The 22,823-nt window shown below is 74.6% G+C and carries 19 protein-coding genes and 1 riboswitch; of the genes, 14 read left to right on the top strand and 5 right to left on the bottom strand.

Translation table 11 applies throughout. The features are described 5' to 3' along the window. Positions 1–6 precede the first annotated feature (6 nt). Both E0504_RS27005 and E0504_RS27010 read left to right on the top strand, forming a co-directional pair. Complete coding sequence (locus E0504_RS27005) at positions 7–978, top strand: ROK family glucokinase (protein WP_112105428.1); 972 nt, start codon at positions 7–9, stop codon at positions 976–978. A gap of 193 nt (positions 979–1,171) precedes the next feature. After that, complete coding sequence (locus E0504_RS27010; protein WP_306769270.1) at positions 1,172–1,684, top strand: 2-phosphosulfolactate phosphatase; 513 nt, start codon at positions 1,172–1,174, stop codon at positions 1,682–1,684. Here E0504_RS27010 and E0504_RS27015 read toward each other — a convergent pair. The 3 genes from E0504_RS27015 to E0504_RS27025 form a co-directional block, all read right to left on the bottom strand. Next, on the bottom strand, positions 1,672–2,907 hold the full coding sequence (locus E0504_RS27015) for a TIGR00300 family protein (protein ID WP_112105924.1): 1,236 nt from the start codon (positions 2,905–2,907) through the stop codon (positions 1,672–1,674). The two genes, E0504_RS27010 and E0504_RS27015, sit on opposite strands and share 13 nt — an antisense overlap. A 123-nt stretch (positions 2,908–3,030) precedes the next feature. Further along, positions 3,031–4,236, bottom strand: coding sequence for a hypothetical protein (locus E0504_RS27020; RefSeq protein ID WP_131626054.1), 1,206 nt, complete (start codon positions 4,234–4,236; stop codon positions 3,031–3,033). Beyond that, entirely contained in the window at positions 4,229–5,047 is an 819-nt protein-coding gene (locus E0504_RS27025; RefSeq protein WP_112105922.1) for a carboxylesterase, read from the bottom strand. Before E0504_RS27025 ends, E0504_RS27020 begins: the two co-directional genes overlap by 8 nt. A 733-nt stretch (positions 5,048–5,780) precedes the next feature. Between E0504_RS27025 and E0504_RS27030 the strand changes: the two genes are divergently transcribed. The 5 genes from E0504_RS27030 (at position 5,781) to E0504_RS27050 (ending at position 11,388) form a co-directional block, all read left to right on the top strand. After that, positions 5,781–6,689, top strand: a complete 909-nt coding sequence (locus E0504_RS27030; RefSeq protein ID WP_112105921.1) for a 1-acyl-sn-glycerol-3-phosphate acyltransferase — start codon at positions 5,781–5,783, stop codon at positions 6,687–6,689. Between the two features lie 104 nt (positions 6,690–6,793). Then, positions 6,794–8,185, top strand: a complete 1,392-nt coding sequence (locus E0504_RS27035) for a hypothetical protein (protein WP_235013885.1) — start codon at positions 6,794–6,796, stop codon at positions 8,183–8,185. Between the two features lie 57 nt (positions 8,186–8,242). After that, the gene (locus E0504_RS27040; protein ID WP_112105919.1) at positions 8,243–8,809 is read left to right on the top strand and encodes a polyadenylate-specific 3'-exoribonuclease AS; all 567 of its coding nucleotides are present in this window, start codon (positions 8,243–8,245) and stop codon (positions 8,807–8,809) included. A 113-nt stretch (positions 8,810–8,922) separates the two neighbouring features. Further along, positions 8,923–9,948 carry a 6-phosphofructokinase gene (locus E0504_RS27045; protein WP_020459439.1) on the top strand — a complete coding sequence of 342 codons (1,026 nt, stop codon included), beginning with the start codon at positions 8,923–8,925 and terminating at the stop codon, positions 9,946–9,948. Between the two features lie 81 nt (positions 9,949–10,029). Further along, on the top strand, positions 10,030–11,388 hold the full coding sequence (locus E0504_RS27050; protein WP_112105918.1) for a class II 3-deoxy-7-phosphoheptulonate synthase: 1,359 nt from the start codon (positions 10,030–10,032) through the stop codon (positions 11,386–11,388). A gap of 42 nt (positions 11,389–11,430) precedes the next feature. Here the strand turns inward: E0504_RS27050 and E0504_RS27055 are convergent, their stop codons facing one another. Then, positions 11,431–13,611 carry a DUF5667 domain-containing protein gene (locus E0504_RS27055; RefSeq protein WP_131626055.1) on the bottom strand — a complete coding sequence of 727 codons (2,181 nt, stop codon included), beginning with the start codon at positions 13,609–13,611 and terminating at the stop codon, positions 11,431–11,433. A gap of 210 nt (positions 13,612–13,821) precedes the next feature. Further along, positions 13,822–15,786, bottom strand: coding sequence for a Stk1 family PASTA domain-containing Ser/Thr kinase (pknB, locus tag E0504_RS27060; RefSeq protein ID WP_243657633.1), 1,965 nt, complete (start codon positions 15,784–15,786; stop codon positions 13,822–13,824). A gap of 264 nt (positions 15,787–16,050) precedes the next feature. Then, positions 16,051–16,165: riboswitch (TPP riboswitch) on the top strand. On the opposite strand from pknB, the gene E0504_RS27065 reads away from it, so the two are divergent. The 7 genes from E0504_RS27065 to E0504_RS27095 all read left to right on the top strand — a co-directional run bounded on the left by E0504_RS27065 (position 16,160) and on the right by E0504_RS27095 (position 22,809). Continuing rightward, on the top strand, positions 16,160–17,047 hold the full coding sequence (locus E0504_RS27065) for a thiazole synthase (protein WP_235013883.1): 888 nt from the start codon (positions 16,160–16,162) through the stop codon (positions 17,045–17,047). Its footprint overlaps the riboswitch before it by 6 nt. Beyond that, positions 17,047–18,213 (top strand): 2-iminoacetate synthase ThiH, encoded by a 1,167-nt coding sequence (thiH, locus tag E0504_RS27070; RefSeq protein ID WP_112105915.1) that lies wholly within the window; start codon positions 17,047–17,049, stop codon positions 18,211–18,213. Before E0504_RS27065 ends, thiH begins: the two co-directional genes overlap by 1 nt. A 117-nt stretch (positions 18,214–18,330) precedes the next feature. Further along, positions 18,331–19,635: an NAD(P)/FAD-dependent oxidoreductase gene (locus E0504_RS27075; RefSeq protein ID WP_131626057.1), complete on the top strand. Its 1,305-nt coding sequence runs from the start codon at positions 18,331–18,333 to the stop codon at positions 19,633–19,635. A gap of 166 nt (positions 19,636–19,801) precedes the next feature. Beyond that, positions 19,802–21,412 (top strand): Gfo/Idh/MocA family protein, encoded by a 1,611-nt coding sequence (locus E0504_RS27080; RefSeq protein ID WP_131626058.1) that lies wholly within the window; start codon positions 19,802–19,804, stop codon positions 21,410–21,412. A gap of 56 nt (positions 21,413–21,468) precedes the next feature. Beyond that, positions 21,469–21,792: an Rv2175c family DNA-binding protein gene (locus tag E0504_RS27085; RefSeq protein ID WP_041253898.1), complete on the top strand. Its 324-nt coding sequence runs from the start codon at positions 21,469–21,471 to the stop codon at positions 21,790–21,792. 59 nt (positions 21,793–21,851) lie between these two features. Next, the gene (gene thiS, locus E0504_RS27090) at positions 21,852–22,139 is read left to right on the top strand and encodes a sulfur carrier protein ThiS (protein ID WP_112105912.1); all 288 of its coding nucleotides are present in this window, start codon (positions 21,852–21,854) and stop codon (positions 22,137–22,139) included. Then, positions 22,120–22,809, top strand: a complete 690-nt coding sequence (locus E0504_RS27095; protein ID WP_112105911.1) for a thiamine phosphate synthase — start codon at positions 22,120–22,122, stop codon at positions 22,807–22,809. The genes thiS and E0504_RS27095 overlap by 20 nt, the downstream gene beginning before the upstream one ends. Positions 22,810–22,823 lie beyond the last annotated feature (14 nt).

Below are 22,823 nucleotides of genomic sequence, written 5' to 3' on the forward strand. Positions count from 1 at the left end.
CGCACAGTGACCACCGGGTCAGCGACCGCCCCCGAGGGGGACGGCGACCTGGCGATCGGAGTCGACGTCGGCGGGACGAAAGTTGCCGCCGGTGTCGTCGACGCCCAGGGCAGGATGCTGGCCTCCGCCCGACGGCCCACCCCGAGCCATGCCCCGGCCGAGGTCGCCGACGCCATCGCCGAGCTCGTCGCCGGGCTCCGCCAGGAATACGACGTCCGCGCCGTGGGCATCGGCGCGGCGGGATGGATCGACCGCGACCGGTCGACCGTCCTCTTCGCCCCGAACCTGGCCTGGCGCGACGAGCCGCTGCGCGACGTCGTGGCGGAGCGGGTCGGCCTGCCCGTGGTCGTCGAGAACGACGCCAACGCGATGGCCTGGGCCGAGTACCGCTTCGGCGCCGGGCGCGGCCAGGCCGACCTCGTCTGCGTCACCGTCGGCACCGGTATCGGCGGCGGCATCGTCCTGGACGGCCGGCTGCACCGCGGCGCGTTCGGTATCGGCGCCGAGATGGGCCACATGCAGGTGGTCCCGGGCGGCCACCTGTGCGGCTGCGGGAACCGCGGCTGTTGGGAGCAGTACGCCAGCGGACGGGCCCTCGTCCGGGTCGCCCAGGAGATGGCCACCGCGTCCCCGGAGGCCGCCCGCACGATGCTGGCCGGTCGCTCCGTCGAGGAGCTGAGCGGGCCGGACGTCACCGCCGCCGCCCAGGACGGCGACCCGGCCGCGGTGAAGTGCTTCGAGGAGATCGGCCACTGGCTCGGCCAGGGCCTGGCGAGCCTGACGGCGATCCTCGACCCCGGCCGGTTCGTCATCGGTGGCGGAGTGTCGGACGCGGGGGACCTGCTGGTCGGGCCCGCCCGCGCCCAGTACCGGGCGGGGCTGTCGGGCCGCGGGCACCGGCCGGAAGCCGACGTGGTGGTGGCCACCCTCGGCTCCTCCGCCGGCATCGTCGGCGCCGCCGACCTCGCCCGCCGGTAGCCGCCGGCCGGCCGGGCACCGCGGGGGCATCGGGGCTCGGTTGGGCCCCGGTCGGGGCTGAAAGCGATAAATATTCGTACCGCCCCGGCCGCTATGCACGGCAGCCGAGGAACCGTGGCCGTTGAGTGACAGCCACGACTCACTCAACGGCCACACTTCGCCCGGCGGCGGAGCCGGCCGTGCATAACAGCTGGTGGTGCGGTTCGGGGGGAGAGGGGGAGAGGGGAGAGAGGGGGAGGGGGAGGATCCGGCAACGCCGTGGTCCCTGTCGCCCACCGACCTCGCCCACATTCCAGCCGGCACCCGTCTGGTCCTGCCCTCGCCGAACGGCGCCGCTCTGCCAGCCGCAGCAGCCGACATCGGGGCGACCCTGATCGCTGGATGCCTGCGCAACGCGGCGGCGGTGGGTAACCTGCTCGCGGACGAAGTCGCCGCAGGCCGGTACATCGCGGTCATCGCCAGTGCCGTCGACGCGGGTGCGCTGCCCCGATCACGGGTCTCCCCGGAGGCCCGAGCTGCCATGGCCGCCTTCCGTTCGGCCGAGCCCGACCTTCACGACGAGCTACGTGGGTCCGTCTCCGGGCGGGAGCTGTTGAACCTGGGCTGGGACGACGACGTCGCATCCGCCGCGCAGCTCAACGCCGACCCGATCGTGCCCGTTCTGCACAGCAGCGCGTTCTCGTCCTCCGCGGATCAGGTCTGGTAGTCGGGGACGAGCTCGGTCGCGAGCTGCTCGAGGAACAGCCCGGCGTCTGCGACGACTCCGAGGGCCTGGGCCGAGGTGCGGTCGGTGAGGCCGGAGACGATCGACGGGTTCGTGTCGACGCAGGCCACCGGGACCGACGCCGGCAGGATGTTGCCGGTCGCGACCGAGTGCAGGGTGGTCGCGACCATCACCGTGAAGCCGACGCCGCGCAGCGCGGCCCGCATCGCCCGCTGCCCGGCGACGACGTCGGTGTGGACGTCGGGCAGCGGGCCGTCGTCGCGGACCGAGCCGACGAGGACGAACGACTTGCCGGCCTTCACCATCGCGTGCATGACACCCTTGGTGACCAGGCCGGACTCGACCGCGGCCCGGATCGACCCGGCCCGGCGGATCGTGTTGACGGTGCGGATGTGCTGCTCGTTGCCACGCTGCACCCGCCGGCTGTGCGGCGAGCCCAGGCCCAGCGCGCTGCCGAACAGGGCGCGCTCGAGGTCGAGGGTGGCCAGCGCGTTCCCGCCGAACAGCACGTCGACGTAGCCCGCCTCGACCAGGGCGGTCAGCGCGCGGGAGGCGCCGGTGCTGACCACCGCGCGCCCGGCCACCCACAGCACCTGGTAGCCCTCGGCCTTGACCTCGCGGATCTGGCGGGCGATCGCCTTGACCAGGACGGCCTGCGGCTGGGCCGCGGTGGAGCTGAACGTCGACATCGACGCGAACTCGCCGTGCAGCCGGGTCGAGTGGTCCGAGACGGGCAGGACGACCTTGACCCCGTCGATGCCACAGACGATCACGTCGCCGGCGCGGACGTCGGCCACCGGGACGGTGCGCACCCGGCCGCCGGAGACGATCAGCCCACAGTCCATCTCCGGGTGCTCGACAGGCACCCACTGCCCGTCGAGGTGCACGACGGTCTCCAGGTTCGTCGTCGAGTAGAAGTCCTCCGGGAAGACGCCGTCCGCGTCGGCCACGCACATCCGCGCCTCGCCGGGGACGAGCTTGTTCACCCCGTGCACCTGCACCCGCATCAGGATCCGGGCCAGCCTGGACGCCGACTCCGCCCCGACCGTGACCACGGCGTGCGACTCGTCGTCGTGGGTCCGGCCGAGGTCGATCTTGTCGACCCGGTAGTCACCGCCGTAGGCCAGGACGTCGTCCAGCACCCGCGCCAGCACACCGGTGTCCATCAGGTGCCCGTGCACCTCGACCTGCTCGTGGAAACGCACGCCGCCGTCCTTCCGCCGTCATCTGTCGGTCGCCGTACCCGACGCCGCGCCGGCAGGTCGGGCTGGTTGGAGCAACGCCGACGGACCGGACGCGCCTGGGGCGCGTCCGGTCCGTCGGCGCGATCAGACGACCGCGCCGTCGTCCGGTCCGTCGAAGTCCGTCGGCGGCCGGTCGCCCATGCGGGCCACGAGCGTCCCGACGCCTCCGAGAATGAGCAGGACGCCCGCGACGTCCTGGGAACGTGAATGGTTGAGCCCGATCAGGGTCGGGACCACCAGGATCGCGACGCCGAGCGCGATGGAGCCCAGCGCCCAGCGGGTGACCGGCCGCAGCTTCGGGACCGGCGGTGGTGGCGGCGGCACGTAGTGATCGTCGTCGTCCGCGCCCGGATACTCGGGAGCGTCGCGACCCGCGGTGCCGAAGGCGGCCCGCACGGCGGCGTCGAGCCCCGCGATGCCGTCGAGCGGGGAGCGGTTGTCCCGCCCGCGGCTGTTTCCCGCGCGGTCCGCTTCGTCGGCGGCCCCGGCCTCGCCCCGGCCGCCGCCCTGGCGGCCCGTGCCTGCGTTCCCGGCGCCCGTGCGGTCGGTGCCGGTGCGGTCGGTGCCGGTGCGGTCGGAACCGGTCAGGCCGGCGTTGGGGCGGTCCTCGCTCGACCCGTCGAGATCCACCGGGGCGGCGCCGTCCGTGCGGCGGCCGAGCGGGGACGCCGGCTCGGTGCGCTCGGTGCCCGGGTCGGTGTCGTCGCCGGCGAGGTGGCGCCCGTCCGGCGGCATGCCGTCGGGCTGCCGACCCGCGGGCCTGATGATGATGACGGACGGCCGTCGGGGCTCGTCGACGTCCTCGGCGGCCGGCCACAGCCGCTCGCCCGGCGGCGGCTCCTGGTCGAACCGGGCGATCAGCTCGAGGAAGGCCGCCTCGTCGGCGGCCGGTGAGCGGCGCTCCCGGGGGGTCCGCCGGCCCGCCGCGCCCGCCCCGCTGTCGGTCAGGCTCGGTGAGGCGGTGTCGGCGCGCGTGGCCCCCCGGTCCGGGGAACCAGCCGTGTCCGGACCAGCCGCCTCCGGGGAACCAGCCGTATCAGGGGAACCAGCCGCCTGCGGCGAACCGGCATCCGGTGCCGTGCCGTCCTCTCGTCCCTCGCCAGAGCCGGCGGCTCCCGCTTCCGCGTTCGGCGACTCCACCGGACGGCCTGAGCCGGGGGCTCCCGCGGAGCCCGAACCACCGGCAGCCGCTTGATCCGCCGCCGCTGCCGCGGGGGGTGACGTCGGCTCGGTGGGGATCTCGTCGGGGTCAGCGTCCGGCTGCCCGAAACCCGCCGGGTTCTCAGGCATGACGGCCCGGCCTCGGCTCGGGCTGGCCGGAGCCGGCCGGCCCCGGTGTCGCGGTGACGAAGTCGATGCTCCCCTTGAAGATCGTTTCCTTGTCGTGGTCGAGGGTGGCCACGTGGTAGCTGTAGTGCAGCAGCTGTTCCTCGGCGGGCGCGGACGTGAGACCCGCGAGCAGCAGACGCCCGGACGTCGGCTCGACCACATGATCGGTCACGCTGCGGTAGGCCAGCACCGGGCACACCACCCGGCCGAGGTCCGCCAGGGTCACCGCCCACAGCTCGCGCAACGAGGCGAACGCCCTGGTCGGAACACGCGAGTAGCCGACCTCCGTCGCGGCGGGATCACGGATGTCGTTCGCGACCCCGGGCACCGTCGGCAGGATCCGCCACAGCAGCGGCGCCAGCGCGGCCGTCCGCCGGTCCGTGCCGAGGCTGGCGTTGACGGTGACCGCTCCCGCGACCTTGTCGCCGTGCTCCTCGGCGAGGCGCAGCGTGAGCGTCCCGCCCATCGACAGGCCCATGACGAAGACCCGGTCGCAGGAGGCGCTCAACCGGCCGAAGGCCGCGTCGGCGGCGCCGTACCAGTCCTGCCAGGTCGTGCCGGCCATGTCCTGCCACCGGGTGCCGTGCCCGGGCAGCCGCGGGCAGCTCACGCGCAGGCCGGCCGCGGCGAGGTGGTCCCCCCACAGTCGCATGCTCTGCGGCGAGCCGGTGAAGCCGTGGACGAGCAGCACGCCCACGCCGTCGACACCGCCGCCGTCGAGATCGAAGGGCTCGGCGCCGGGCAGGATCGCCGGCTCCGGGACTCCCGCCATGGTGATCCGCTCCCTCCGCGTCGAGCGCCCGCGACGCGCCCGCCGCGGTTCATGACGTGGGCGCCTCCGTGACCGTGCGTGCGCCGGCTGGCGTCGACCGCCGGCCCGCATCGCCTGTCGGCCCGCATCGCCTGTCGGCCGGCAGCGACCGCCGGTCACCCGACTGTCACCTGCCGTCCGTCGCCGTGCTGGGAAACGACGCCGACCTTCGCATGCTCGCACGCCCCGGGCCGACTGGCCATGGCCGTGTGCCTTTCCATCATCCTGGACGAACCGGTCGTTGTCGGAGTGTGTTCCCTCCGGTGCGCTCTGCGTGCTCCCGGCGCGTTCCCGCTGGCACCGGCCGGCAGGATGTCGGCGGGACGTCTCCGCGACGTCGGCGGGATGTCGGGGTACGGGATGTCGGGTGAGGTCGGTGGGATCGATGGAGATCCGCCCGCCCGGCGTGGGCCGGGCCGGCTCTCGCCGTGGCCCGCGGCGGGCCCGCTCCCGGCTCACCGGGCCCGCGCCGGACAATGACACACCGACGTCTGTGCCGCGTGGGTGGACGACGTCGTGAGGGGTCCATATGGTCACCCCGGGCAACCCGTTCATGTCCGATCCCCGTCCCGGGGTCGTGGCGCTCGCCCTGACTCACCGTGTCGGGCACGCGTCCGGCCGTCGGGTGGGTTCGGGCGCGGACGTCCGGGAATGCCGCCAGAGGGCGGTAGGTGCGACGAAGCGGGGAGCTTGCGTGTTGTACTGGGTCGTCAAGGCCATCCTGACGCCGATCCTGCGGGTGTTCTGGCGTCCGTGGGTCGAGGGTCTCGAACACGTGCCCGCGCGTGGGCCGGTGATCCTGGCGAGCAACCACCTGAGCTTCCTCGACTCCTTCTTCCTGCCGCTGGTCGTGCCGCGGCGGATCACCTTCCTCGCGAAGAGTGACTACTTCACCGGTGTCGGGCTGAAGGGCTGGAGCAAGCGGAAGTTCTTCTCCGGCGTCGGCCAGGTGCCGATCGACCGCAGCGGCGGGAAGGCGAGCGAGGGCGCGCTGCGCACGGGCGTGCGGGTGCTCGGCAACGGCGAGCTGCTCGGCATCTACCCGGAGGGGACCCGCTCGCCCGACGGCCGGCTCTACCGCGGCAAGATCGGCGTGGCCCGGATGGCGCTGGAGGCCGGGGTGCCCGTGATCCCGGTCGCGATGATCGGCACGTTCGAGGTCCAGCCGCTGGGCCGGCTCGTCCCGCGGATCCGCCGGGTCGGCATCCGGATCGGCCGTCCGCTCGACTTCAGCCGGTACGCCGGGATGGCCGATGACCGTTTCGTGCTGCGCTCCATGACCGACGAGATCATGTACGAGCTGATGTCCCTGTCGGGCCAGGAGTACGTCGACATGTACGCGCAGCGGCGGAAGGAGGAGCTCGCCGCGGCCCGCGAGGCGCAGGCCGCCTCCGCCGCGCCGGCCGACCCGCGCCCCGAGGCCGGCACCCGCTCCGAGCCGGACCCGCGGCCCGACACCGGCTCGCGTTCCGAGACCGCCGCGCGCTCCGAGACCGGCCCGCGGTCCGAGAACGGTCCGCGTCCGCTGCAGGACCGGCGCGCGGGGGACTCTTCTCCCGGCGTACCCCCTGCCGGTGAGCCGCCGGTCCGCAGGGCGGTCTGAGCGGTTCCGCGCAGGCACGGCAAGATTGCAGGGTGCGCGGCTTTGCGGGTGGTTCGCGAAAGGGAGACGGCCGCCGGGGCGGCCGCCCGGCCAGGTGGGCGACGGTGGTGCTCACGGCCGCCCTCGTCGCCGTCCCCCTCCCGTCCTACGTCGGGATAGGCCCGTCCGGCCGGGCCGCCGCCACGACCGCGCGGGTCTCGACGTCCACCCCGGCCCAGCCGCCGGCGTCCGTGCCCGGCGGTGCCGGCGCGCCGACCGCCGTGGCCCCCCAGGTCCCGTCGGGCACCGTGACGCGCACCGGCACCCACCTCACCGACAGCGCCGGACGGGTCGTCCTGCCCCGCGGTGTCACCGTCCCGGCCGGGCGGGTCCCCACCGCCGGCGAGATCGCGCAGTGGCTCGACTTCGGCTTCACCGGCCTGCGCCTGGAGATCCCGATGACCCGTGGCGGGCTGTTCCCGCCGTCGGGCGAGGCCCCGCCACCGGGCGACCGGGAGCTGGGCGGCCTCGACCAGGCGGGCATGGTCGTCCGGGAGCTGACCGGCCGCGGGTTCACCGTGGTGCTGCGGATCGTCCCGGGCGCCGCCGGCTACACCCCCTCGGCCGCGGATCTGACGTCCGGTCTGACCCGCCTGGCCGGCCGTTTCGGCGGGGTGGCCGGGCTGATCGGCTACGAGGTGCCGGCCGGGGTCGGCTCGGCCGATCTCGCCGGCGCCGTGCGGGCCGTCGACACGAACCACACGCTCTGGGTCGAGCAGCCGGCGCCGTTCGACCCCGCGGCGCGGGTCGCGGCCGCCGAGGGGGCCGGGTACGTCACCGGCTGGGTGGACGGCTCCGCGCGCCGGGCCGCCGCGCTGGCCGACGCCGGGGACGCGTTCGGGCTTGGCTGGTTCTTCGACGGCCCGGCCGTCGAGTCCTCCGCGACCGGCATCGGGCCGGGTGAGGTGCGGGCGCTCACCGCGCCCCCGGCGGAGATCGTGCGGCCCTACCCGGCCGCCGTGGCGGGCGCGCCGGAGTCGTTCAAGCGCGACGGCGCGGGCGTCTTCCGCCTCGTCTACCAGCCGTCCCGGGCCGGCGGCGGGACGTTCGCCCCGGGCACGGCGACGGCGGTCGTCCTGCCCGCGTGGGCCTATCCGTCGGGCTACCAGGCGCGGGTCACCGGTGGCCAGGTCACCTCCCCGCCCGGAGCCGGGGTGCTGTGCGTGGTCGCGGGGGCGGGCGCGACCCGGGTCAGCGTGGAGGTGACGCCTGCCGCCGGCGCGCCGGCGCCGGTCGCGCCCACCCGTGCGGGTGCCGTCAACTGCGCCGCCGCCCCGGGAGCGGGGCCGGGGAGCGCCGGCGCGGCGGCGGGGCAGCCGCCGTCCGGGGCGCCCGCGGCGACCTCCGCGGCCGACGACTCCGACCCCGTCCTGCTCCTGCTGGTCCTTCCGCTGCTGGGCGCCGCCGCGGCGGCCGCCGTGCTCGGCCCCGTCTTCGTCCGGCTACGCCGCCGCTGACCGGCGCCGCCCCCGGCCCCTGGCCGGCGCCCCGGCCGGGCGGAGCACACTGGGGGTGTGGGCGGCCGTTTCTTCTATGACACCGAGTTCATCGAGCGCGACGACGGCGGCCATCACTGGCTCGACCTGGTCAGCATCGGGATCGTCAGCGAGGACGGGACGAGGGAGCTCTACGCCGTCTCGACGGAGTTCGACCCCTCGCACGCCGTCCCCTGGGTGCGCCGCAACGTCCTGGACCGCCTGCCATCGCCGTCCAGCCCGGCCTGGATGTCGCGGGAGCGGATCCGGGACGAGGTGGCGCAGTTCCTCACGGCGGACGGCTCGCCGGAGCTGTGGGCCTGGTACGCCGCCTACGACCACGTCGTGCTCTGCCAGCTCTTCGGGAAGATGCCCGCGCTGCCGCGCCGGTTGCCGCGGTTCACCCGAGACCTGCGCCAGCTCTGGGAGGACGTCGGCAGCCCCAGCCTGCCGCCGCCGCCGCCCGACGCGCACGACGCGCTGGCCGACGCGCGGCACAACCTGGCCCGCTGGGCCGTCCTCGCGCCGCTGCGCGCCGAGCTCGCCCCGAAGGCGCCGGGGCACTCCGCCAACCGACGGAACGATCGGTCGACGGAACGTGTTTGATTGGCCACGCCGTGTTTACGGTGAAGGGCTGGTCGGGGTCTCCGGGGAGCTAGGCTGCCGCCGGCAGATGTGCCGCAGATCGGGGGCGACTCGAACAGAGAGGGCCCTGGGGCGTGAAGATCGGTGTGCTGACCGGCGGTGGCGACTGTCCTGGTCTGAACGCGGTGATCCGTGCCGTCGTACGCAAGGGCGTCGGCGTCTACGGGCACAGCTTCGTCGGGTTCCGGGACGGCTGGCGCGGACCACTGGAGAACGACACCGTCCCGTTGGACGTGACGGCCGTGCGCGGCATCCTGCCCCGCGGCGGGACCATCCTCGGTTCCAGCCGGACGAATCCGTTCGCCTCGGCGGACGGTCCGTCCCGCATCCGGGAGACCCTTGACCGCACCGGCGTGGACGCCATCGTCGCCGTCGGCGGCGAGGACACCCTCGGCGCCGCCGCGCGCCTGCACGCCGAGGGCATCCCGGTCGTCGGGGTGCCGAAGACGATCGACAACGATCTCTCCGCGACCGACTACACGTTCGGCTTCGACACCGCGGTGAACATCGCGATGGAGGCCATCGACCGCCTGCACACGACGGCGGAGAGCCACCACCGCGTCCTCGTCGTCGAGGTGATGGGCCGCCACGCCGGGTGGATCGCCCTGCACAGCGGGATGGCGGCCGGCGCGAACGTCATCCTCATCCCCGAGCGGCCCTTCGACATCGACAAGGTCTGCGCCTTCGTCGAGCAGCGCTTCGCCACCCGCTACGCGCCGATCATCGTGGTGGCCGAGGGCGCCCGGCCGATCGCCGGCACCGCCATGGCCAGGGAGGGCGAGCTGGACGCCTTCGGTCACGTGCGCCTGCAGGGCATCTCCGGCCTGCTCGAGACCGAGATCCGCGGCCGGACGGGCCGGGAGACCCGGGCGACGGTGCTCGGCCACGTCCAGCGCGGCGGGACGCCGACCGCCTTCGACCGCTGGCTGGCCACCCGGTTCGGGCTGCACGCCGTCGACGCCGTGCACGAGGGCGACTTCGGGACGATGGTCGCCCTGCACGGCACGCGGATCGACCGGGTTCCGCTCAGCGAGGCGACCGGCGAGCTCAAGACCGTCCCCGAGCACCTCTACGGCGAGGCGGAGGTCTTCTTCGGCTGACGCACCGGTGGATGAGGGGAGCGCGACCGGCCGGCGCAAACCGCAGGAGATGTCGGCGCCGTAGCCGTACCCTGGTGACTCGTGAGCAACGACCTGGACATCTGGCGGAGCCTCCCAGCCAGGCAGCAGCCCTCCTGGCCCGACCAGGAGGAGCTGGCGGCAGCGTTCGCCGAGCTCTCGGCCCTGCCGCCGCTGGTGACCGCGCCGGAGGTGCGCTCGCTGACCGACCGTCTCGCGATGGTGGCCCGCGGCGAGGCGTTTCTGCTCCAGGGCGGTGACTGCGCGGAGACCTTCGCGGCCAACACCGCGGACAAGATCCGCGACAAGGTCAAGACCCTGCTGCAGATGGCGGTCGCCCTGACCTACGGCGCCAGCACGCCGGTGGTCAAGGTGGCCCGCATCGCCGGCCAGTACGCCAAGCCGCGCTCGGCCGACATCGAGGCCTCGACCGGGCTGCCCTCCTACCGGGGCGACGCGGTGAACGACATCGCGCCGAACGCGCAGGCCCGCCGTCCGAACCCGAAGCGGATGGTCGACGCCTACCACCAGAGCGCCGTCGCGCTGAACCTGGTGCGGGCGTTCGCGACCGGCGGCTTCGCGGACCTGCACAAGGTTCACGAGTGGAACAAGGCGTTCGTGCGCGACTCGGCCGCCGGCCGCCGCTATGAGCTGATGGCCGTCGACATCGAGCGGGCGCTGGCGTTCATGGCCGCCTGCGGCATCGACCCGGACCGCACGGCGGCCCTGACCGGTGTCGAGATGTTCACCAGCCACGAGGGCCTGCTGATGGAGTACGAGCGGGCGCTCACCCGCACCGAGGAGTCGACCGGCGAGGTCTACGACCTGTCGGCGCACATGATCTGGATCGGCGAGCGCACCCGTGACCTCGACGGTGCCCACGTCGACTTCCTCTCCCGGGTCGGTAACCCGATCGGCTGCAAGATCGGCCCGACGGCGACGCCGGACGAGGTCGTGGCGCTCACCGAGCGGCTCAACCCCGACCACATCCCCGGCCGGCTGACGCTGATCGCGCGGATGGGCGCCAAGCGGGTGCGTGACGCCCTCCCACCGATCATCGACAAGGTGAACGCGGCCGGGCATCCCGTGGTGTGGTCATGCGACCCGATGCACGGCAACACCCGTGACGTCGGCGGCGTGAAGACCCGGCACTTCGACGACGTCCTCGACGAGGTCTTCGGGTTCTTCGAGGTACACAAGGGGCTCGGGACGCACCCCGGTGGCCTGCACATCGAGCTGACCGGCGAGAACGTCACCGAGTGCCTCGGCGGCGCGGAGATGATCGGCGAGGCCGACCTCGGTGGCCGCTACGAGACGGCCTGCGATCCGCGGCTGAACACCGGCCAGGCGCTCGAGCTGGCCTTCCTGGTGGCCGAGTCGCTGCAGCAGGCCCGCGTGGAGCGCGACACACACACCCACTGACCGGTGTCCCGCCCGCCCCTGGCACAGGCCCGGGGCGGGCGGTCACGGCTGCCCGGCCGGCGCGTTCCCTCCGGTGACGTCCTCGGTGGCCTCGGTCGTCGGGGTGGCTGCCGCGCTCGCTGTGGTCTTCGGGGTGACCGCGGTTCCGCCGGTCGGTGGCGTCGTGTTGGTCGGCGTCGTCCCGGCGGTCGGGGCCGTCTTTCCGTTCGGGGCTGTCTCGGGGCTGGGTGGTTCCGCGCTGTCCGGGGCGGCCTCGGCCGCCCACTCCCCGAAGACGGCCTTCTCCGCCAGCGGGTCGTCCGACGCCGCCGGTGACGGCTGAGCGACGGGGGACACCTCGGGCCGCGGACCGTCCGACCACGAACCGTCCGCCGGAGTCTGCTCGGCCCCGCCACCGGCGGGATCGTCGACCGCGGGGTCACCGGCGGGGCCGTCGCCGGGGCCGACCGCCTTCGCGGGCGCGTCGAACGTCTCGAGGACGTCCGGCGGCGTCGTGGGGGAGGACTGTGCCGACGTGCCGCCGCCGGGATGCCCGCCCGTCGGCGGCGGTGCCGACGGCTCTGGTTCCAGAACAAGCGGGAGATCGGGTGCCGACCGGTCCGCCGGCGGGGCGCCCGGATCTCCGGGAACCGTGCCGGGCGGCGGCGATGCGGGCGTGGGTGTCGACGCCTGCCCGGATGCCGCTGGCTGGACAGGTGCCGACGGCTTGTCGGACGTCGATGGCTGGTCAGGTGTCAGTGACTGTGCCGGTGTGAGGAAGGGTAGGCCGGGGAGGAACCCGCCGGCCATGCCGCCGATCGCCGCGGGGACGGTCGGCACGGGCGCCGTAGCCCGCGGCCCGGTGGACTGTCGCTGGAAGTCGCCGCGCTCAGTGACCGTCGGGCTGGTCATCCCGTCGGCCGAACGTGCCCGGCTGGTCGGGTCAGGTGAGGTGCCGCCGCTCGCCGTCCCGGCCGTCGTGCCGCCGCGCCCCGCCGCGGTGCCGGCCCCGGACGGCCCGTCGGCCTCCGGGGCGGTGACGGCCAGCGTCGAGTCGACGTCGTGGATGATCCGCCGAGCCTTGTGCGCGCCGGATACCGAGCCGGTCGGCAGCGCGTCGAACAGCGCCTCGAGGCGCGTCGACTGGTCCGCGGCGAACTCGTTCAGGGTCGCCCGGGCGTCGCGGCTGCCCGCGAGCGCCTCCTCGATCAGGACCGCGCTCCCCGCCCCGGCCTCGTCGCACCAGTCGCGCAGCAGCCTGGTCACCGTGCCGATGTCCCCGTCCGCGGCCGGACGCCCCCCGGGCGCCGCGTGGCTCGGGGAGGAAACGGCCGGATCGGGGGTCGCGGCGCCCGCCGGCACCGATCCGCCCGTTCGCACCAGGCCGCCCGCGACCGGGTCGCCCGTCTGCTCTGGCGCCGCCTCTGTCGGCGGTACCCCGGCAGATCCGGGGCCGGGGGTCGTTGCTGGAAGTGGCTGGCCCGAGGGCGATGCGGCGGCACCGCCGCCGGCCGGGTCGCCGTTGGCTGCGTCGCCGTCAGTCGGGCCGCCGTCAGTCGGGCCGAGGCCAGCCGTGGTTCCGCCGGTGGCGGGGGAGTCGGTGCGCGTGCTGGCCGGTGGCCGGGCTGCCGGATGGACGACCGCGGCGAGCTCGTCCATCCGGTTCCGGGCGACGGAGAGCTGGATCTTGGCGCGATCGACGCGGTTGCCGGCCAGGCTGACCTGAATCTGCTCGACCTGCCGCTTCACTCCGTAGAGCAGCTCACCGGGCAGGGCCTGCTCGGCGCTCACGGCGACGCCCACCGTCGCGACCGAGACGGCCAGCGCCCCGACCAGGGCCGGCCGGGCGGCGCGCAACGCCTGCCGGACGCCCATCCCGCCTGGCCGGGTGACGAGCGCGGCGGGCCGAGGAACCGGTCGGGTCGGTCGGGTCGGCTGTGCCCGCCGGGTGCTCTCAGCCGCGCCGACGGTTTCCCTGCCGTTGCCCTCACCAACCTCGTGGGTGCCGCGGGCGCCGATCGGCTCGGCGAGGAGCATCGCCCGGATCTCGGCGCGGACCCGGGGGGACATCGCCGGCGCGGGCAGCGCACCGGGCAGCGCCCGCAGGGTCGCGACCGCGTGCGCCAGTTGCAGCTCGGTCTCGTCGAGGGGCTCACGCCGGCCGTCGAGCACCTCGGCGGTGCGTCCGGCCCGCCCCCCGCGCCAGCGCCCCCCGCGCCAGCGCGGTCCGCGCCCTGCCGCCACGTCGCCCCCCGCGCTCCTCGTTCCCCTGCCCCGGCCCGCGGTCCCGGTGAAGATCGACCGTACCCGATCGTGGGTGCCGGTAACCGCGATCCCGGGCGTGTCTCGTCACGGGGACGAGTGGCCTCCTCACAGCGTGCCGCAATCGGTTCCAGGTGGAACTCACGCGGTGCCAGGTGGAACTCACACTCCGGCCCGCACCCGGCCCAGGGATCAGTTGCCTACGCGGAACTCCGTCTTGAGATGGACGGTGCTGCCCTTCTCGATCTTGCGGCCGGCCTTGGGGCTCTGCCCCGTGACCCGCTCCGCGAACCAGTTCGACCGGTCGGCGTTGAGCCCGAGGCGGTTGAGGATGCGCTCGGCGTCCGGCCAGGACTTGCCCACCACGTTCGGGACCGTGACCATGACGCCGCTGCCGTCGCCGTCGCCGCCGTCGTCGTCGGCCTCCTGGGCGACGAAGAGCGTCACCGCCCCGCCGGCGTTCACCCGCTGGCCGGGATCGGGCGACGAGCGGACCACATGACCGGGATCCACGCTGTCACTGGCGACATTGCTCTGCTGGACCGTGAGGTTGAGGTTCAGCGAGTCGAGGCGCGCCTTGGCCTCGTCGAAGGTCATCCCGATGATGTCGCTGGGGACGGCGACCGAGGACGGCCCGCTGCTGAGTACGAGCTTCACCGACGTGCTCGGGTCGACGACCGCCCCGGCCGCGGGCTCGGTGCGGACGACCTGGCCCTGCGGCACCGTGTCGCTCGCCTCGCTGCTGCGCCCGCCGTCCGCCAGCTTCGCCTCGGTCAGCTTCGGCAGTGCCTGGTCGACGGTCAGGCCGGCGAGGTCCGGCACGGTGGCCTTGGGGACGCCGGAGCTCAGCCGCAGCGTCACGACGGCGCCGTCGCTGACCGCGGCACCGGTCTTCGGGTCCTGCTCGACGACGTGCCCCTGCGGGATCTGGGTGCTGGCGATCTCCGCGCCGTAGGTGAAAGCCAGGCCGACGTCCCGCAGGTCCTGCTCGGCGTCCGCCTTGGCCAGGCCGATCAGCAGCGGCACCTCGGGCTTCCCGCCGCCGACGAGCGCCCGCAGCATGAGGACCCCGAGCACGAGGCACACGACGACCACCCCGGCGATGACGGCCGGGCCGACCGGCAGCCGCGAGCCGGGCCCCGTCCGCTGCGCCCGCCGCCGTCCACCCGAGGACGAGCCGGAGCCCGTGCCCAGCATGCTGGTCGGGGCGACCTGCGGCCCGGCGGGCGGCCGGGGCGGTGCCGGACGCGGCGGCGCCGCCAGCGGGCCGGTGAAGCCGGAGTGGTACTCCTCACCGGCGTCCGGCGCCGGCAGGTAGGGCAGGATCGCGCGCAGCTCGGCCAGCAGCGCGGCGCCGTCGGCCGGCCGGTGGTTCGGGTCGCGGGCGGTGGCCCGCAGCGTCAGCGCGTCCAGCTCGGCGGGGACGTCCGGCACGACCGTGGACGGCGCCGGCACGTCACCGTGCACCGACTGGTAGGCGACCGACATCGGCGTCTCACCGGTGTGCGGCAGGTTACCGGTGATCATCTCGAACAGCATCACGCCGGCCGCGTAGACGTCGCTGCGCATGCCCGCGGTGCCGTGCGTGACCTGCTCGGGGGCCAGGTAGCCGACCGTCCCCATCACCACTCCGCCGGTGAGGGCCGCCGTGGGATTGGTGACCGGCCGGGCCAGGCCGAAGTCGGCGACCTTCACCCGGCCGTCGTCACCGAGCAGGATGTTCTCCGGCTTGATGTCGCGGTGGATGATGCCGGCCGCGTGCGCCGCGGCGAGTGCCTCGGCCACCGGCTCGAAGATCTCGACGACCTCGGCGACGGTGAGCCGCCCGCGCATCCCCAGGTGCTGGCGCAGCGAGCGCCCGCGGACCAGCTCCATCACCAGGTAGTGCAGGACACCGGCCGGGCTGGTGTCGGACCCCTGGTCGAGGATCGAGACGGCGCACGGCGTGTTCAGCCGCGCGACCGCGTTCGCCTCCCGGTGGAACCTGGCCACGAACTCCGGATCGTGGCTGAGGTTCGGATGCATGATCTTGAGGGCGACGAACCGGTCGAGCCGGTTGTCATGGGCGACGTACACCGTCGCCATCCCGCCGACGGCGAGCCGCTCCTGGGCGGTGTACCGCCCGTCCAGGAGACGACCTATGACGGGGTCGGCCACGGTGGAATCCACATGCACAGTTTACGATCGGCCGCCCGATCGGCCAGACAGTGGTCTTACTGCGCATTTGGCCGTGAGATGTACCCGAACGGGCGGGATGTTCGTCACAAAATCTGGAATTCGATCCGCGTGCTCGATCTCGGGCCCGCTCGGCGGGAGCCCGGTCGATCCCGGCCCGGGTGAGCTCCCGGACGCCGTACCGGGACGCGTTGTCTGTCCGGGTTCGCCGGAGCCGCTGGTCCGCCGCGCGCGGCGGCTTAGACTGTGGCGTGACCGGGGAGCCCGCGGACGCGGGCTGAGAGGCCGGCCAGCATGCCGCCGGCGACCCGCATAACCCGATCGCGGTCATGCGCGCGTGGGGAGGAACCATCTGATGACACAGCGGGTCACCGAGGTCCGACGCGAGCCGGACAACTCCGACCATCCGGAGTCCGACCATTCGGAGCGCGGTCATCCCGACCCGTTCCGGATCGCCGGCACCGTCTACGCCAGCCGGCTCCTCGTCGGCACCGGCAAGTTCGCGAGCCATCCGGTCATGCGCGACAGCCTGGTCGCCTCGGGGGCGGACATCGTCACCGTCGCCCTGCGCCGGGTCGACCTGAGCCGCGCGGGGGAGGGCGACGTGCTCGACTTCGTCCCGGCCGGCATGACGCTGCTGCCGAACACCTCCGGCGCGCAGGACGCGGCCGAGGCGCTGCGGCTGGCCCGGCTCGGTCGCGCGGCGACCGGGACGTCCCTGGTGAAGCTCGAGGTCACGCCGGATCCGCGCACCCTCGCGCCGGACCCGATCGAGACGCTGCGCGCCGCCGAGCTGATGGTCGCCGACGGGTTCACCGTGCTCCCGTACTGCTCGGCCGACCCGGTGCTGGCACGCCGGCTCGAGGAGGCCGGCTGCGCCACGGTGATGCCGCTGGGCAGCTGGATCGGTTCCAACCGCGGCCTGCGCACCCGCGACGCGATCGAGGCGATCGTGGAGACCGCCGGGGTCCCGGTGGTGGTGGACGCCGGCATCGGCGCGCCCTCCGACGCCGCCGAGGCGATGGAGATCGGGGCGGACGCGGTGCTCGTCAACACGGCGATCGCGATCGCCGCCGACCCGGTCGCGATGGCCCGGGCCTTCGCGCTCGCGACCACCGCCGGGCGGATGGCCCACCTCGCCGGCAGGCCGCGGGCGGGCAGCGCCACCGTGGCCGAGGCGTCCTCTCCGCTCACCGGTTTCCTGGGCGCGGTGCCCGGCGGTCTGCCCGGCGGGGCCGGCTGATGGCCAGCCCGGCAGGGCTGTTCGCCCGCGAGCTCGCCGCGCTCGACATCCCGGCGCTCGCCCGTGTCTCGGTCGAGGCCGACGAGGCGAGGGTCGACGCCGTCCTGCGCCGGGCCGTCGCCGCCGGGCGGCCCGACGCCGGCGGCCGGCTGGACATCGCCGACCTCGCCGTCCTGCTGTCGCCGGCCGCGACCGGGCGGCTGGAGGAGCTGGCGCAGGCGGCACGGGAGACGACGCTGCGCCGGTTCGGCCGGGCGGTGCGGCTGTTCGCCCCGCTGTACGTGTCGAACGCCTGCCTGTCGTCCTGCACCTACTGCGGGTTCGCCAAGGGGCTGGAGGTGGCCCGGCGCACCCTGACGGTCGACGAGGCCGAGGCCGAGGCGCGCCTGCTGGCCGACCGCGGCTTCCGGCACATCCTGCTGGTCTCCGGGGAGCACCGCGTCGAGGTCTCCGCCGGGTACCTGGTGGACGTCGTCGAGCGGCTGCGACCGTTCGTCCCCTCGATCTCGGTGGAGACCCAGACCTGGTCGGACGACACCTACAGCCGGCTGGTCGCGGCCGGGCTCGACGGCGTCGTCCACTACCAGGAGACCTACGACCGGGAGCGCTACGCGCAGGTGCACGTGGCCGGGTGGAAGCGCGACTACGACCGCCGGCTGTCCTCCTTCGAGCGGGCGGCCCGCGCCGGCGCCCGCCGCCTGGGCCTCGGCGTCCTGCTCGGCCTGGCGCCGGACTGGCGGGCCGACGTCCTCGCGCTCGCCGCGCACGCATCCTTCCTCGCCCGCCGCTTCTGGCGGACGGAGGTCTCGGTGGCGCTGCCGAGGATCAAGCCGAGCGCCAGTGGCTTCCCACCGACCGTCGTCGTCGGCGACGCCGAGTTCGTCCAGGCGCACGCGGCGCTGCGGCTGTTCGAGCCGGACGCGGCGATCTCACTGTCGACCCGCGAGCCGGCGGCCCTGCGCGACGGCCTGGTCCGCATCGCGGTGACCACGATGAGCGCGGGCTCGTCCACCGAGCCCGGCGGGTACGGCCGGCCCGGGACGGCGCAGGAGCAGTTCTCCATCTCCGACGAGCGCTCCCCGGCGGACGTCGCCGCGATGCTGGTCGGCGCCGGCTACGAGCCCGTGTGGAAGGACGCCTTCCCGCTGGTCGACGCCACCGGCTGACCGGCGATCCTCCGTCGCGGCGAGTCCGCGCCGCCCGCCGTTGTGGGCAGCGCGACTAGCGGGCGACACGGGACAGACCTGCCCAGTAGCCTCTCGGCCCATGGAGCGGGTGGGCTGATGGATCGCGTCGTCGTCGTCGGTGGCGGGCTGGCCGGAGGGCGAGCGGTCGTCGAGCTCCGCGCCCAGGGCTTCGCGGGCACGATCACGTTGGTGGGCGCGGAGGAGCATCGGCCGTACGACCGGCCGCCGCTGTCGAAGGCGGTGCTGTCGGGGCGGACGGACGACACCACGCTGCCCTTCGACCTCGACGGCGTGGAGCTCCTGCTCGGCCGGCACGCGACCGGGCTGCGCCCGGGTGTGCTGGAGACCGACGGCGGCGCCGTCGAGTTCGACGGGCTGGTGCTCGCGACCGGCGCCGCCCCGGTGCGGCTGCCCGGCCCCGGCGAGCAGCGGGTGCTGCGCACCATCGACGACGCCCTCGCGCTGCGCGAGGCGCTGACCCCGGGTATCCGGCTGGCCATCGTCGGCGCGGGCTGGATCGGCGCCGAGGTCGCCACGCACGCGGCGTCCGCCGGCGCGGCCGTGACCGTCGTCGAGGCCGGCTCCGCGCCGCTGCTCGCGCTGGGTGCCGAGATCGGCGGGTACACGGTCCCCTGGTACGCCAAGGTGGGGATCGACCTGCGGCTCGGTGCCGCGGTCGACGAGATCCGGGCGGACGGGCTCGCGCTGGCCGGGGGCGAGTTCGTGCCTGCCGACGTGGTGGTCGTGGGAGTCGGCGTCCGCCCGGACGTCGCCTGGCTGGAGTCGTCGGGTCTGCCGCTGGACCGCGGCGTCGTCGTCGACGAATGGCTGTCGGCGGTGCCCGGCGCCAGGGCGGCCGACGCCGGCGGGCCGGGCACGGCCGACGGGGCCGGCGGCTACCGGCCGGATTCGGTCGTCGCGGTGGGGGACTGCGCCGCGTGGTGGTCCCGGCGCTACGACCGCCGGTTGCGCGTCGAGCACTGGGAATGCGCCCAGGAGTCGCCGCGGGTCGCCGTGGCCACCCTGCTGCGTTCGCTGGCCGGCGGTGACGGGCCGGCGCAGGCCGGCGACCAGGCCGAGATCTACGATCCCGTCCCGTACTTCTGGTCGCAGCAGTTCGGGCGCATGATCCAGTTCGCCGGGATGCCCGGCGCGGACAGCACGCTGGTGCTGCGGGGGGATCCGACCGCCGTCGCGCCGGAGGGCGCGAAGCGGGCGCCGGGCTGGTCGGCGGGCTGGTTCGCCCCGGACGGCGAGCTGGTCGCTCTGGTGACCGTCGCCCGACCACTGGACATGGTCGCCGGCCGGCGGATGCTGCTCGCCGGCGTGGCGCCGGACGCCGAGCGGTTCGCGGACCCCGCGGTCGCGCTGAAGGAGCTCCAGCCCGCGCAGCCGGTGTGAGACGGGCGCCGCCGGCCGCTCCGAGCGGCCGGCGGTCTTTGCCATGCCCGCAGTTGACTACTTTCCGTAAAAGTATTGTTTACTTTTTGTCGTGGAGTGCGTGGCGTGCTCGCGTGTCGTGAACCCACTGTTCCCGTCCGGGTGGGTTCTGACTAAAGTGCCCCCCGTGCCACGCATTCACCTGGTGTCGAACCTTCCCGGCGTGAATGCGCTCGGTGATCATCTACGGGCCGCCGGGCTCGGGCCGACGTCGGCCCGCTCGGCCGACGCGCTGCTCGTCCTCATCGACCGCCCGCTCGACCACGTCGAGCAGGAGCTGCTCGACCGGGCCCGGCAGTCCGTGCCCGTCCTGCTGGCCGGGCCGACCGTCCGGTCGCTGTCGCCGGACAGCCCGCTCATCGACGCCTCCGGGCTCACCCCCGGCCGGGTGACGCCCCTCTACGACCTGCCGCTGATCCCCGGTCCGGACGGCGCCGCCGTGGCCGCCCGCCTCGGGGACTTCCGGCCCCGGGAGTCCTGGGTCATCCCGGAGAAGGTGGCCGAGGACGTCGAACGGCTGCTCATGGTGCGCCACGAGATGGGGGAGCACCCGATCTGCACCTGGCGGCCGTCCACCGGCCTGGGCATCTTCACCCTCGGGGCCGGCGAGGAACTGCTCGCCGATCCCCGCTACCAGCGGCTCGTCGGCCGCTGGCTGCGCCACGCGCTCGGCGTGACCGACGCCGGGCCGGTCAAGGTCGGGCTCATCGGCGCCCCGGACGTCTTCGGCGTGCACATCGACGCCGTCGACGCCGTCGAGGGCCTGGAGCTGGCCGCCCTCTGCGACGGCGGGATGGCCCGCCCGCCCGGCCAGGACACCGACCGGCCGGCCCGCCGGGTCGACGACCCCGACGACCTGGTCAACGACCCCGAGCTCAACCTGGTGATCGTCGCGACCCCCACCCACACCCATGTCGAGTGGGCCCGCCGCGCGCTCGAGGCCGGCAAGCAGGTGGTCGTGCACGCCCCGATGTGCCTGTCGACCCACGAGGTGGACGAGCTGACCGAGCTCGCCCAGAGCCGCTCGCTGCTGCTCGCCGTCTACCCCGACGGCCGGGACGACCCAGGTCACCGGGCGATGCGCACGGCCGTGCACCGCGGGGACGTCGGCGAGGTGATGTGGATCGACGTCTTCTCCGGTGGCCTGCGGCGGCCCACCGGCACCTGGCACGACGACGAGCGGATCAGCGGCGGGCTGATCTTCGACCGGGGCGCCGTGCAGCTCGGCCGCGTCCTCGATCTCGTCGACGACCAGGTCGAGTGGGTCAGCGCCTTCGGGCACAAGCGGGTGTGGCACCACGTCACGAACGCCGACCACGCCCGGGTGCTCCTCCACTTCGCCGGCGGCTGCGAGGCCCAGGTGACGATCTCGGACGTGGCCGCCGCCGCGCGGCCCGGCACCCAGGTGCTTGGCAGCATCGGCTCGTTGCTCGCCCGCGACGCCCGCGACGGCCACGACGCCCGCGACGCCCGCGACGCCCGCGACGCCCGCGACGCCCGCGACGGCCACGGCGGGGCGCCGCGGTCACCGCGGCTGCTCGCCCACGACGGGACGCGCACCGCGCTGTCGACCGGGCCGCACGACGCCACGAGGTTCCATCGCGAGCTCGCGGACTGCCTGGTCGCCGGCTGGCCACTGGCCGAGCAGCAGCCGGAGGACGCCCGCCGGCTGGTCGCGGTGCTCGAGGCGGCCCGCAGGTCGGCGGCGGCCGGCGGCGCGCAGATGGCGCCCGGCTGACCAGCCCGGCGCAGGGGTCAAAGCAAACCGGAACGCAACGGTGTTTACTGTTGACCATGGATTGGCTGAACGTGCCCGACGTGGCCGAGAGTCTGGGAGTGCCCGTCACCCGGGTGCGCCAGATGGTGCGCGACCGCACCCTTCTGGCCCGGCGGGTGGACGGCGTGCTCAAGGTGCCCGCGGCGTTCATCCAGGACGGCGCGGTGGTCAAGGGCCTGCCCGGGTTGCTCACGCTGCTCTTCGACGCCGGCTACAACGACGACGAGGCCCTCGACTGGCTGTTCCGGGAGGATCCGAGCCTGCCGGGCACCCCGGTTCAGGCGCTGGCCGAGAACCGCGGCAAAGAGGTCAGGCGGCGCGCGCAGGCGCTGGGGTTCTGACCGGGCCGGCCCGCCGAACCCGCCCGGCCAGGGGCGCCCGCTCCCGTAGGGTCGGGTGCATGGCCGATCGTCCGAACCGGGCGGAGCTCGATCCGTCCCCGGGACCAGCAGCCGTCAGCACCGCCCCGGCCGGTGGCCCGGGCGTCGCGCGGATCGTCGTCAACGGGCAGCCGCGGGAGGTGCCCGCCGGGCTCGCCCTGCCGGACCTGCTCGTCCAGCTCGGGCTGCGGCCCGGCTCGGTGGTCGTGGAACTGCGCGGCACCGCACTCACCCCGTCGGAGATGCCTTCGGTCCACCTGGCCGACGGCGACACCCTGGAGATCGTCCGTGCCGTCGCCGGGGGCTGAGTCGCTGCGCGCGCGTCGGATGGCCCGCCTCCTCGACGCCCGCCTCTACCTGTGCACCGCGCGTCGCGGCGACGAGGGAAGCTTCCTCGAGGACGTGCTCGGCCTGCCGGGCGCGCCCGCCGTCGACCTCGTCCAGCTCCGGGAGAAGGGGCTGGAGTGGCGCGAGGAGCTCGCCGGGCTGGCCCGGATGCGGGAGGCCGCGGACCGGGTCGGTGCCCTGGTCAGCGCCAACGACCGGGCCGACGTCGCCGCCTTCGCGGGCGTCGACATCCTGCATGTGGGGCAGGATGACATCCCGCCGCGGCTGGCGCGGACCATCGTCGGGGCGGACGCGCTCATCGGGCTGTCCACGCACGATCCCGAGCAGTTCCTGGCCGCGCTCGCGGACCCGGACGTCGACTACGTGTGCGTCGGCCCGGTGCACGCCACGCCGACCAAGGAGGGCCGTCCACCGGTCGGGATGGGCCTGCCGCGGCTCGCCGCGCGGCACGCCCCGCCGTTCGAGCCGGGGGCCAAACCCTGGTTCGTCACCGGCGGTGTGGACGCGCGGACCCTGGACGCCATCCTCGAGACCGGCGCGCGCCGGGTCGTGGTGGTGCGGGGCATCACCGAGGCCGCGAATCCGGGAGCCGCCGCCACCGCGCTCGCCGAACGCCTGCGCTCGGCCTGACCGGGGGAGGGCGT

The sequence above is a fragment of the Parafrankia sp. BMG5.11 genome (assembly GCF_004337455.1).